At 72.0% G+C, this 12588-nt stretch carries 10 protein-coding genes; 1 reads left to right on the forward strand and 9 read right to left on the reverse strand.

Annotated features, from left to right (window positions below):
- Positions 1-69: 69 nt before the first annotated feature.
- From HF526_RS20330 to HF526_RS20360, 7 genes are all read right to left on the reverse strand, one after another.
- Positions 70-1299 carry an MFS transporter gene (locus HF526_RS20330; RefSeq protein WP_169383128.1) on the reverse strand — a complete coding sequence of 410 codons (1230 nt, stop codon included), beginning with the start codon at positions 1297-1299 and terminating at the stop codon, positions 70-72.
- Complete coding sequence (locus tag HF526_RS36995) at positions 1300-2499, reverse strand: vWA domain-containing protein (protein ID WP_211177520.1); 1200 nt, start codon at positions 2497-2499, stop codon at positions 1300-1302. It abuts the gene before it with no gap.
- Entirely contained in the window at positions 2496-3359 is an 864-nt protein-coding gene (locus HF526_RS20340; RefSeq protein WP_338051621.1) for an AAA family ATPase, read from the reverse strand. Before HF526_RS20340 ends, HF526_RS36995 begins: the two co-directional genes overlap by 4 nt.
- 96 nt (positions 3360-3455) lie before the next feature.
- A complete protein-coding gene (locus tag HF526_RS20345) occupies positions 3456-5882 on the reverse strand; it encodes a xanthine dehydrogenase family protein molybdopterin-binding subunit (protein WP_169383129.1) in 2427 nt (808 codons plus the stop codon).
- A 4-nt stretch (positions 5883-5886) separates the two neighbouring features.
- Positions 5887-6459 (reverse strand): 2Fe-2S iron-sulfur cluster-binding protein, encoded by a 573-nt coding sequence (locus tag HF526_RS20350; protein WP_169383130.1) that lies wholly within the window; start codon positions 6457-6459, stop codon positions 5887-5889.
- On the reverse strand, positions 6456-7343 hold the full coding sequence (locus HF526_RS20355; RefSeq protein ID WP_169383131.1) for an FAD binding domain-containing protein: 888 nt from the start codon (positions 7341-7343) through the stop codon (positions 6456-6458). The genes HF526_RS20350 and HF526_RS20355 overlap by 4 nt, the downstream gene beginning before the upstream one ends.
- A 219-nt stretch (positions 7344-7562) precedes the next feature.
- On the reverse strand, positions 7563-8774 hold the full coding sequence (locus tag HF526_RS20360) for an FAD binding domain-containing protein (RefSeq protein ID WP_338051622.1): 1212 nt from the start codon (positions 8772-8774) through the stop codon (positions 7563-7565).
- Between the two features lie 118 nt (positions 8775-8892).
- On the opposite strand from HF526_RS20360, the gene HF526_RS20365 reads away from it, so the two are divergent.
- Positions 8893-10758, forward strand: a complete 1866-nt coding sequence (locus tag HF526_RS20365; protein ID WP_169383132.1) for a helix-turn-helix domain-containing protein — start codon at positions 8893-8895, stop codon at positions 10756-10758.
- 43 nt (positions 10759-10801) lie between these two features.
- Here the strand turns inward: HF526_RS20365 and HF526_RS20370 are convergent, their stop codons facing one another.
- Entirely contained in the window at positions 10802-12361 is a 1560-nt protein-coding gene (locus HF526_RS20370) for a DUF1841 family protein (RefSeq protein ID WP_169383133.1), read from the reverse strand.
- A gap of 127 nt (positions 12362-12488) precedes the next feature.
- Complete coding sequence (locus HF526_RS20375) at positions 12489-12575, reverse strand: integrase core domain-containing protein (protein WP_420821637.1); 87 nt, start codon at positions 12573-12575, stop codon at positions 12489-12491.
- Positions 12576-12588 lie beyond the last annotated feature (13 nt).

The following is a 12588-nucleotide window of genomic DNA, read 5'->3' on the forward strand; positions in this document are numbered from 1 at the left end:
GGGTGGCTTTGCTGGCGTTGAGTGCCGGCAAAGCCACCCCGATGGCATCTCGTGGGTGAGGAAGCGGGGTCAGGGCTCCGGGACGAGGTCGCGGTTGGCCCGCAGCACCACCCACCCCGCCGCCACGGCACCGGCGGCGGCCAGGCCTGCGAACACCGTCAACGCGACCGCCAGCGGGATGAGCTCGATCGCCACCCCGAGCCCGAGCACCGGCAGGGCGAGGCCCAGATAGGCGGCGAGGAACAGCCCGGCGAGCGCCTCCGCCCGGTTCTCCTGCGGCGTGCTCACCGCCACCACACCCACGGCCGCGGCGAACACCAGGCCCACCCCGGCGCCGACGAGGATCTCCCCGACGACCCACAGCGGGAGCACCACCCACCACGCCGCGGCGACCACCAGCGCGAGCCCGAGCGGGATCGCGGCGAACCCCGCCAAGGTCGGGCGGCGACGCGTGGGGTCACGCACCAGGGACTGGGCCACCGCCGCCGTCCCGAAGGTCAACGTCGTCGTCAGCCCGCCGAGGGTGTGCGACGACCGGTGCAGGGTGCCGAGCATGAACGCCGGGCCCAGGGCGGCGAACAACCCGAACAGCGAGAACCCCACGAACGCGGCGAACGCCGCGGCCGCGAACCGGCCCCGCGCGCCGGGTGGCACCACGATCCGTTGCGGCCGATACGGTGCCCGGAAGCCGGTGACGGTCTCCGGCACCCGGCTCAGCAACAGCAGCGCGACGCCCAGCAGCACCAGGTAGGTCCAGAACGGAAGCTCAAGCGGCCGCGGTGCGAGATCGGCGAGCAGCCCCGCGACCAGCGGTCCGAGGGCGAGCCCCCCGAGATTGGCCGCGGTCCCGACGACGTTCGCGCGCCGCCTGCCCGCCCCGGGACGCGCCACCGCGTGCAGCTCCCCGAGGTAGGCGATGGCCGTGGCGGTGGCCATGCCCACCGAGATGCCGGACAGCACCCGGGCCAGCAGCAGCCCCGCCAGCTCGGGCCAGGTCGCGAACAGCAGCGCGGAGGCGATGCTGAGCAGCACCGAACCCACCAGCATCCGGCGCCGGCCGAGCCGGTCGGAGAGGTGACCGAGCAGGAACAGACTGCCGAGCACGCCGGCGGCGTAGGCGGCGAACACGATGGTCATGACCGCGGCCGAGAGACCGTCGCGTGCCTCGTAGAGCACGTAGAGCGGGGTCGGCACCGTGCCCAGGGACATCACGACGACGAACCCGAAGGCCACGACCCAGAAGCCGACGCCCGCGCCGAACCCGCGGGCCCGGTGCGGCGGATCCACGGCGCCCGCCATCTAGGCCGCCGTCCGGCGGGCGGCCAGCGCGCGGCACATCGCCTCGAAACTCACCAGGTTGTGCCCGGGGAGGAAGGCGTCGATGTGCGGCAGCGCCGCCGCCATCCCGCGGGCCAGCGGCTGGTAGCGCGCATCCCCCTTGAGCGGGTTGAGCCAGACCACGCGGTGCGCCCGGCGGGCCAGCCTGCGCATCGCCTCGCCCAGCACCAGCGGGTCGTCGCGGTCGAGGCCGTCCGAGCAGATGACGACCAGCGCGCCGCGTACCGCGGAGTGCGCCCCGAAGCGGTCCACCAGGTCGCGCATCGAGGAGCCCAGCATGGTGCCGCCGTCCCAGTCGTCGACCTCGGAACCGATCCGGCGCAGCGCGGCGTCGACGCCGGCGCGGCGCAGCGATTCGGTGACCCGGGTCAGGTGCACCCCGCAGGTGAAGACCTCGACGTGGTGCCCGGCGTGCAGCATGGCGTGCCCGAAGCGGAGCAGCGCCAGCGCGTAGGGTCCCATCGAGCCGGACACGTCGATCACCAGCGTCAGCGGCCGCTCCCGGGGCGGGACCCGGCGCCGGGGCAATCGCATCGGCTCCCCGTCGGTCGGGAGCGCTGCCCGCAGCAGGCCGCGCACGTCGAGGTGCGGGCCGGTCGCGGCCGGCTTGCGCCGCCGGCCGCGCCGGCGCGGCAGTTCCGGGTTCAGCCGGCGGATCAACGCGGCGACCTTGCGCCGCTCGTCGGCGCTCATCAGCGCGAACGACTTGGTCTTGAGCAGTTGCACCTCGCTGGGCACCAGCCGGGCCTCGTCGGCCTTCTCCTCCAGCTCGGCGACCCGCGGGCTGGGAGTGCCCGAGTTGTCGGCCTCCCGCTCCACGGTGCTCGTCGGCTTGGCGGGCTGCGGCAGCGGCGGCAGGCCGTGGTCATCCACAGTGGGCGGACCGAAGAACTCGACGAACGCCGAGTCGTAGACCGGGTAGAGGTGACGCTGGTTGACCAGCACGACCCGGCCGGCCCAGTAGATGTCGCGCAGGCCGGGACGGTCCAGCTGGTGCAGCGCGGAGTAGAACGCCGTGGTCTGCTCGGGGCCGATGTCCAGGCCCCGGCGGCGCAGCAGGCCGGCGAACTCCACGCAGGTCCGCCCGGTCACCTCGAGCGGGTCGCCGATGTCGGCGCGGCCGTTGCCGGCGCCCGCGTCCTCGGTGTGGCTCGTGCTCACGAGGTCGTGATCACCACGTCGTCGATCTTCTCGGCAACGAGCTGCTGGTCGTCGATGTCCTTGACCAGTGCGCTCAGCGTCGCGGCCGCGATCTCCGGGGACAGCGTCGCGACACCGACCATGTGCAGGGCGCCCGCCCAGTCGATCGTCTCCCCCACCCCGGGCGGGTTGCCCAGGCCGAGGCCGCGGATCCGGTGCACCGCTGCGGCGACCTGCCGGGCCAGCGCCTCGGGCACCTCGGGCGCGCGCACCCGCAGGATCTCGAACTCGCGGTCGGCGTCCGGGTGTGCGACCCAGTGGTAGAGGCAGCGGCGGCGCAGCGCGTTGTGCAGGTCCCGGGTGCGGTTGGAGGTCAGCACGACCAGCGGCGGCGACGCGGCCGCGACCCGGCCCACCTCGGGGATGGTCACCGCGAAGTCCGACAGCAGCTCGAGCAGGAAGGCCTCGAACTCGTCGTCGGCGCGGTCGAGCTCGTCGATGAGCAGCACCGCGCGGTCGCCGGCCTCCAGGGCCTGGAGCAGCGGGCGGCTCAGCAGGTAGTCACGGGTGAACACGTCGGCGGCGCCGGCGTCCTCGGATCCGCGGACGGCGAGCAGCTGCCGGCCGTAGTGCCAGTCGTAGAGCGCCTGGCTCGTGTCGATCCCCTCGTAGCACTGCAACCGGATCAGGTCCCGGCCCAGCAGAGTGGCGAGCGCCTTGGCGATCTCGGTCTTGCCCACGCCGTTCTCACCCTCGAGCAGCAGCGGGCGGTTGAGCCCCAGCGCGAGGAAGGTCGCCATGGACAACGCGTCGTCGGCGAGGTAGCTGACCTTGCCGAGCTGGTCCTTCAGCTCAGCGGGGGACGCAAAAGGGTGCTGCACTCTCAATCCTCACTCTGCGGCGCGACGCCGCTGGATCGGCCCGGCCCCGGAGCGCGAGTGACTCCGGGGCCGGGCCGAGCTCGGTGCGGCGGTCGCCTACTTCTCCGCCGCCGCGATGGCGGCCTGCACGGTCTCGACGATCTCCGACGGCTTCACCGGCAGCTCGCGAACGCGCATGCCGTACTCCCGCAGAGCATCGTCGATGCACGCGGAGACCACCGACGGGGTGACCATGCGGCCACCCTCGCCGCCGCCCTTGATGCCGTACTCGGTGTACGGCGACGGGGTCTCGACGTGCCCGATCCGGAACGGCGGGACCTCGTTGGCGGTCGGCACGAGGTAGTCCATGAACGTCGAGGACTTGAACTGTCCGTCGGCGTCGTAGGCCAGCTCCTCGTACAGCGTCGAGCCGAGGCCCTGCGCGGCACCGCCGGTGACGTGGCCACCCAGGCTCTTCGGGTTGACCACGGTGCCGGCGTCGTGCACCGCGACGTAGTCGAGGAACGTCGTCTGCCCGGTGTCCGGGTCGACCTCCATGACCGCGATGTGGCAGGCGTGGCCCATGATCGGGTAGAAGACACCCAGGTCCGTACGGTCCGCCGAGGGCAGCGTGGTGTACGGGTGGTCGTAGGTGTAGCTCTCCTCCAGCCCGCTCTGCATGCCCGGGGGCAGGCTGAGCGCGAAGAAGTAGGCCGACGCGGCCAGCTCCGGCAGGCCGAGCGACTTCTCCGGTGCCCCCTTGACCTGGACGCGGGCGTCGACCAGCTCCAGGTCCTCGGCGGCCACCTCGAGGGTGTGCGCGGCGATGTCGATGAGCTTCTTCTTCAGCTTGCGCGCCGCGCCGCGGACCGCGCCCGCGACCATGACGGTGAACCGGCTACCGCCGGGGCCGGTGCCCGGCAGCGCGCGCGCGGTGTCGGCGTAGCTGACGTTGACCGTCTCCGGCTCGACGCCGAACTCCTCGGCCACGATCGTCGTGGACACCGTCTCCGGGCTGTTGCCCCACATGGCCTGGCAGTGCAGCAGCAGCTGGAACGCGCCGGTCGGGTCGATCGTGATCGTCGCGCTCTCGGGGCTCGAGGTGATCGGGAAGGCCGGCTCGTCGAACCAGAACCAGAACTCCGTCGAGGAGAAGACCGAGCGCTCCTGGGTGGTGGCCAGGCCGATCCCGATGTAGCGGCCCTCCTCCTCGCGCAGCCGCTTCTGCTCGGCCCGCCAGTGCTCCAGGTCGATCATCGACAGCGCCTTGTCGAGAACCGCCGGGTAGTTCCCGCTGTCGTACACGTTCCCGCCGGGGATCTTGTACGGGAACTGCTCGGGCAGGATGAAGTTGCGCCGCCGGATCTCCTCCGGGAGCAGCCCCAGCTGCGCGGCGGCCTTGTCGATCAGCCGCTCCAGCACCCAGTTGTGCACCTCGGAGCCGAAGCCGCGGTAGGCGCCCTGCTGGCACTTGTTGGTCAGCGCCGCACGCAGCCGGTACTTCAGGTCGCGGAACTTGTACGGGCCGACGGCCTGGGAGAACGCGTTGCCGTGGGTGCCGACACCGAACTGCAGGTAGGCGCCGTAGTCGTCGACCACGTCGATGTCCAGGCCGGTGATGATGCCCTCGGCCGTGAAGCCCATCTTCGCCTCGTAGTAGCGGTCCGAGGCGTGGTGGTCGGAGTTCATCAGGTGGTCGAGGCGGTCCTCGACGTACGACACGGGCCGCTGCGTGCGCAGCGCCAGGAAGGCGGCCAGCGTCGGCACCTTGTGCGCGGTGAACTTGCTGCCGAAGCTGCCGCCGGCGGGGACCGGCTGCATGGTCAGCTTGTTCGACGGGATGCGCAGCGCACCGGCGACCAGGAACTGCAGGTAGCTGAAGTTCAGCGAGTTGCAGAAGACCTCCAGGACACCGTTGAGGCCCGGCCGCGCGATCGCGCCGCTGGTCTCCATCGGCATGCCGGCGGAGCGGCCCCAGTGCAGGGTGTCCTCGACGACCAGGTCGGCGTCGCCGAGGGCCTTCGCGACGTCACCGAACTCGAAGGTGCGCTCGTAGCCCAGGTTGCTGCCGTGCTCGTCGTGCAGCAGGGCCGCGTCCGGCTCGAGCGCCTTCTTGGGGTCGGTGACCGCAGGCAGGTCCTCGAACTCGACGACGAGCGCCTCGACGCCGTCCTCGGCGATGTAGCGGCTGTCCGCGACGACGGCCGCGACGGCCTCGCCCACATAGCGCACCTTGTCCACCGCGATCGGGTACTGCGAGATCGTCGGCGGGCCGAAGTTCATGCACGGGTTCATGTGCGCCTTGACGTCCTCGCCCGTGATGACGGCGACGACGCCGGGGATCTTCAGCGCCTCGGACGTGTCGATCGAGACGATCTTCGCGTGCGGCACCGGGCTGCGCAGGATGGCGGCGTGCAGCAGCCCCTGCATCTTCAGGTCGGCGATGTATCCGCCGCGGCCCACCAGCAGCCGCGGGTCCTCGACCCGCTTGCGGTCGGTGCCGATGTACTTGTACTGGGGCTTCTCGTTCTCGACAGCGGTCATCGCGTCAGGCCCCCTTGCTCTTGTCAGCCTCGTGGCCGGCGCCGCAGCTCCCCGCGCCGCCGCAGCGGAGCTTGCGACCGGCGTTCTGCACCGCGTTGATGATGTTCTGGTAGCCGGTGCAGCGGCACAGGATCCCGGAGATCTCGTGGCGGACCTCGTCGTCGCTGCGCTCCTTGCCGTCGGCGAGGATCTCCTGGGCGCGCAGCACCATCGCCGGGGTGCAGAACCCGCACTGCAGGCCCTGCTCCTCGGCGAACGCCTCCTGGATCGGGTGCAGGTTGTTCTGGTCGGCCGACAGGCTCTCGACTGTGGAGACCTCGTGGCCCACGGCCTGCACCGCCAGCATCAGGCAGGACCGCACGGACCCGCCGTCGAGCAGCACGGTGCAGCAGCCGCAGACGCCGTGCTCGCAGCCGAGGTGCACGCTGACCAGGTCGAGGTCGTCGCGCAGGAAGTCGGCCAGGGTGGTGCGGGTGGCGACCTCGCGGGTCACGTCCTTGCCGTTGACCCGCAGGGTCACGGTCCGGGTGTCGCTGCCGTACTTGGCCTCGAAGTCGGTGTTCTCGGTGGTCGTCACGACCCGCTCCTCTCAGCAGCAGCGGCGTTCTTCACGGCCGCGCCGATCGCACGCTTCACCACGGTGACGGCGAGGTGCTTGCGGTAGGCGCCAGTGGCGTGCAGGTCGTCACCCGAGCTGACCTCGGCGGCGATCTCCTTGGCCGCGGCGGCGATGTTCTCGGCCGTGGCCGGCTGCCCGACGAGGGCGTTCTCCACGCCGCTCGCCCGGACCGGGGTCGCGGAGATGCCGGCGACACCGACGGCGAGCGAGGTGAACCGGCCCTCGGCGTCCACGGCGGCGACGGCCGCGGCGGCGGCCAGGGCGAAGTCGCCCTCACGGCGGGCGACCTCGACGAACGCCGAACCCGACGTCGCCGGGGTGACCGGGATCCGGACCGCGACGACGAGCTCGTCGGGCTCGAGGGCGTTGGTCATCCAGCCCTGGAAGAAGTCGCGGGCACCGATCTCGCGGCGGCCCGCCGGGCCCTGCACGACCACGACGGCGTCCAGGGTGACGGCGGCGCACGGCAGCTCGGCCGCCGAGTCGGCGTGCGCGAGGCTGCCACCGACGGTGCCGCGGTGACGGTTCTCGATGTGGCCGATGTACGGCACGACCTGGCCCAGCAGCGGGACCGCGTCGCCGACCACCGGGTCGGTCTCCAGCTCCGACTGCCGGACGCCGGCGCCGATCTCGAGGACGTCACCGTCGCGGGTGATCCGCTGCAGGGCGGAGACCCGGTTGATGTCGATGACGACCTCGGGGTTGGCCAGTCGCATGTTGAGCATCGGCATCAAGCTCTGCCCGCCGGCGAGGACGAGCGAGTCGTGGCCGTAGCGGCTCTTGAGTGCTACCGCGTCCTCGACCGTGTCGGGATCGCAGTACATGAACTTCGGCGGCTTCATTGCCTGTCCTTGCCTGTCCGTCGAGCAGGTCCTGCAGCGGACCGGAGCTCGCCTGTGGTGGATGTGGCTGTCGGTCCGGCTCAGCCGTTCTGGGGAGTTTCGGGGTGTGACCGGACCGCTCGTGCGGCCGACCCTACGCCGCGACGCGGGCCGTTCCGCTGTGATTCCTCACAAGAGTGCTTGCTGAGAGTGGCGGATTTACCAGTCACACCTCCGCTCTCACTGGTCCGGACCGTACAGTCCGAATCGAAGGCTCCGATCCGCAGGATCTGCCGTGTTGTCGACCTGGTATGCCCGGCCCATCTCGCGGACCCGGGCCAGCAAGCTGCGACCCAGCTCCAGCCGACCGGGTTCCCACTTCGCCAGCGCCGTCACGACGTCACCGTCCGCGGCCTGCAGCGCGTCGGCCAGCGCCCATGCGTCCGCGGCGGCCTTGGCCGTCCCGGCCGCGGCGTGCGGGCGGGCGGCGAACGCGCCGTCACCCATCAGGCACACCCGGCCGAACGCCATCCGCGGCACCTCGATGTCGAGCACCGGCTGGATGAACGGCTCCGCGGTGCGCGTCACCAGCTCGGCCGCAGCCGGAGGCAGCAGCTCCCGGGCCGCCGCCTTCAGCTCGTCGATGTAACGGTCCTGGACCTGCCCCGGGTGCACCGAGACCGGGCACGGGAAGCCGCGCTTGTCGGTCAGCAGCTCGTCGAGCTCCGGCCCCTCGGGCACGTTGCGGTACCAGACGTAGTTGAGGTCGCGCTCCCCCACGGCCAGCCCACCGTCGCGGCCCGGGATCGGGTACATGCAGATGTGCGTGTTCGGGGCGATCGCGTAGGACAGCGCGTCGCTCAGCAGCGCGTGCGTGGTCTCACTGACCTCGGTCTCGGGCACCGTGCCGCGCCAGCCCACGTAGCCGGAGTACTGCGGCACCACCTCGGGCAGCAGCCGGCGGCGGCCCGTCGACGAGATGCCGTCGGCGAAGACCACCAGCTCGGCGCGTTCCTCGCGGCCGCTCACGAACCGCAGCGTCACGCCGTCGGCGTCCTGGTCCAGCCCCGCGACGTGCTCGCCCAGGTGATAGTTGTCGGTGCCGAAGTCGGCCAGCAGCGCCTTGTACGTCGTCGTCCACGAGGTGAAGCGCCACGTGCTCGGCTCGTCGAACACGATCTCGTTGTCGGCCCCGATGTACCGCAGGCGCGACGATCCGGTGCTCACCTTCTCGACCGCTTCCGTGCCACCGTGCTCGCGGAACCACCGCACGGTGTCGGGCTGCAGCACGATGCCTGCACCCTTGCCGTCGAGCAGTTCCGGCGACCGCTCGACCACATCCACCCGCATGCCCAGGTCCCGCAGCACGAGGGCGGCTGTCAGCCCACCCATCGACCCACCGACCACGATCACTCGTGGCTGGTCGCCGTCGTTCATCGTCTCGCCTCCCACCGCGCTCCTCCTCGAGCCTCGTCCGGCAAGCCTGACGCGCAGACGCCGCCGGAGCACTGTGACCAGAGACCGCGTATGCCGATTTCGCTGTGCGTGCCCACAGTGGCAGGGTGGCGGCATGACCGAGGAACCCGGCGTGGGCACGCAGACCCGCCACGACGAGGTGCGGCGCTGGCTGGCCGGTGTGGGGACCATCGCCGCGGCGGTGAACAACCCGGTGGCCCTGCCCGAGCTGCTGGACCTGATCGCCCGCACGGCCTGCGAGCTCATGGGCTATGAGGGCTGCGGGGTGCTCCTCGCCGACGAGAAGCAGCACGCGCTGGTCATCTCCGGTTCGCACGGGCTGTCCCCCGACTACGTCGCGCGGGTCAACGCCGAGCACACCATCGAGCTCGGCTCCGGGCCGTTGAGCAACGGGCCGTCCAGCCGGGCCTTCCGCAACGCCGAGCCCGTCGCGTTTCCCGAGCTGTCCGCGGAGCCGTCGTTCCATCCCTGGGCGGAGGTGGCCTGGGAGTACGGATACCGGGCCATCGTCGCGGTCCCGCTGCTCGTCGACGGGGTCCCGGCCGGCACGGTGAACTGCTACCGCAGGGTGGTGCACCCGTTCGGCCCCGACGAGATCGGCCTGCTCAAGACGCTGGCCAACCAGGCCGGCATCGCGTTGCAGACCGCGCGGCTGCGCAACCGCGAGCGCGAGACGATCGCCGATCTCGAGCAGCTGAACCGGTCGCTCACCGAGCAGCACCGGCTGCTGCAGCAGGCCGAGCAGATCCACCGCGAGCTCACCGCCGTCGCGCTGCGTGCGGGCGGCGTGCAGGGGGTCGCGGACGCGCTGGCCCGGCTGCTGGCCCGGCCCGTGCTGGTCGCCGACCCGGGCGGCCAGCCGCTGGCCAACGCCCAGCACCGCGGCGTCATGCTCGACCCGGCACCGATCGCGGTGCCCCTCGACGGCACGGACGGGCTGAACGAGGTCACCCCGGCCGAGGACGCCGACGCGACGGTCCCGCGGATCACCGCACCGGTGACGCTGGGCGACGAGCTCGTCGCGCGGGTCTGGCTACCCGGCCGGCTCGACGACCTGCAGCCGCTGGACCGGCGCGCGGTGGAGCACGGGGCCGTCGTCTCCGCGCTGGAGCTGCTGCGCCGGCGCACCGCGATGGACGTCGAATGGCGGCTGCGCGGGGACCTGCTCTCCGACCTGCTGTCCGGCAACCCGCCGGCGGCGCTCGGCGTCCGGGCGGAGACGCTCGGGCACGACCTGTCCCGCCCGCACTCGGTGCTCGTCGTCCGCGGCGACCGGGAACCCGGGCGGCCCGGCGCCGACGCGGTCTGGCCGGCCGACGTCCGGCGGCTGCTCGGGATCGCCCAGTCCGCGGCCGACCGCACCCGCCCGCGCCCGCTGGTCACCAGTTCCGGTGAGTACGTGGTGCTGCTGTGGCCGCATGACCCGGCCGGGCGCGAGATCGACCCGGAGGCCGCGGCCGACACCATCCGGCAGGCCGCCCACCGCGGGCTGGAGGACACCACGGTGTCGGTGGCGGTGAGCCCACGGTGCACCGAGCTGCGCGACTACGCGGCCGGTTTCCGGATCGCCCGGGGCGCCGTCGAGCTCGCCCGGCTGGACGGCGGCCCGGGCCGCACGATCACTCTGCCCGAGCTGGGGGTCTACGGCCTGCTGCTCCAGCTCGAGGACCCGCGCGAGCTGGTCGGGTTCGCCGAACGGGTGCTCGCGCCGCTGCGCGAGTACGAGACCCGCAAGGGCATCTCACTCGTCGAAACCCTGCGCACCTACCTCGACCACGGCCTGAGCACCACGCGCACCGCCGCGGCGCTGTACCTGCACACCAACACCGTGGCGTTGCGGCTCAAGCGGATCGAGGAGCTGATCGGCAGGCCGCTCACCCAGCCCGAGGCGCTGCTGCAGCTCACCGCCGCCCTGATGGCCCAGGACGTCGCCAGCGCCTCCGGCGCCCGTGCGCGGTAAGGGGGCGGGGTGCCCCGGCACCACTTACCGTGCACGAGCCGCGTCAGCGGATCCCGTGCTCGGCGAGCTCCGACAGCGCCCTGCGGTAGCCGTCGACGTCGACCGGTCGGCGTTCGGTGAGCGCCGCGTGCAGTTCGGGAGCCACCAGCGACGCGAGGTGGTGCAGGATCTCGTGCCGGTCGTAGCCGTCGTCGAGCAGCCGGCGCGCCGCCACCCACGCCTCAGGGGGATCGTCGTCCCACAACTGGCTGGCGACGATCTCGTGCATCGAGACGTGCAGGCGCGGGTTCACCCCGTCGATCTCGCCGGAGAACGCCGGATCGTCCAGGGCGGACTGATACTCCGGATGTTCGCTGATGATGAGCATCCGCCGCTCGTCGGGGTCGGAGGCATCGAGATGGGGGAAGTCCTCCTCGCCGACCCGACCACCGGTCAACGGCATGGCGAACAGCCGCCGGTTCAGCGCGTCCTGCAGATCCGCGCGACCGTCCAGCCCCTCGAGCCCGGAGAGCAGTGACGCTGCGGGGCCGGCGCTGCCCTCGTCGTAGGCCTGCGCGAAGTGCTGCCCGAGCTCGGCGACGGCCTCGGTCAGTTCCGCTCGCGCCGGCTCGGGGAGCCCGTTGCGCTCCGCGGCCCACTCCGACCAGGCCGCCACGACATCGGGTAGCGCCTCCCGATCCGCCGCGTCGAGCACGACCTTCGACGGAACGAAGTCCAGCAGGAAGATCTCCATCTTGGTCGGACTGACCCGCACGGGCTTGCCGTCGTCATAGTCGCTGCCGTAGTCGACGAGCAGCCGGGCGCTGTACTCCGCGGCCTCCCGGTCCGGCAGCGCCCGGCCTTCCGGCGAGGCGAGGAACTCTGCGACGAGCGCCGCACGCTCCGTCTCGGCGACCTCCACCGGATCGACCGCGGGCGACGGCGGGAGCGCGCGCATCCGGGCATGCGCGAGTGCCCGGTGCGAGGCGAAGTCCTCCGCCACCGGAGGGTCGAGAGTCATGTCGGTCATCGCGAGGGCCGGTTCGACCAACCGGCGGACCTCCGCCGGGCTGACAGGCGAGATCGTCATCATCGGCTCGTCGGCGAACTCGCGGCGCAGTTCGGCGATCACCGCTGCGGGGTCGCCCAGCACGGTCGCATCCTTCACCAGGCTGCCGAGATTGTGGTCGACGAGTACGAGCAGGCTGTGCTGTTCCGCGGGTCGGTCCCCACCGTGACTGAACCCGCACAGTACGGAGACCTGGTCGCCGTAGCAGTCCTCCCAGGTCCAGCACTCGCCGACGGTGACCGCGCCGAGTGCGGTCGCCCACCCGGGCTCGGCGACCCCGGCTGCGGCCAGCGCCTCAGCGCCCGCCAGGGCCCGTTCGCGCTGCGCGTCGTTCCCCAGCACCGCCATCGCACGGAGGAACGCCAGCGCGGTCGGGGTGCGTCGCCGGGCGGCGTAGTCGACCAGCGGCCCACCGATCACGACGTCGGCGTCCTCCGCCCCGGCCGGCAGGGCGTTCCACCAGGTGCCGACGAGGCCGGAGACGAACAGCTCGGCGTCCAGCGGATCGGTGATCCGGGTCAGCTCACCGGCGTCGCGCAGGAACTGCGCGAACAACTCGTCCTGGCTCGAGCGCGGCGGTCGACGCGAACCACGATCCGATTTCCGCTTCCGTCCACGACTCTGCGGGCTCACGGGCGACAAGCCTGCCACTAGCTGTAGTGACCCGGCACCTTGTTGACGGTCATGCGGCGAGTCGGGTGGCCGGGGGCCGGCCGCCGAGGGCGGAGTGGGCGCGTCGAGTGTTGTAGTCGTGCACCCAGCTGTCCAGGGCGGTGAGTCGT

It is taken from the genome of Pseudonocardia acidicola, assembly GCF_012911935.1.
GTDB classification, from domain to species: Bacteria; Actinomycetota; Actinomycetes; order Mycobacteriales; family Pseudonocardiaceae; genus Pseudonocardia; species Pseudonocardia acidicola.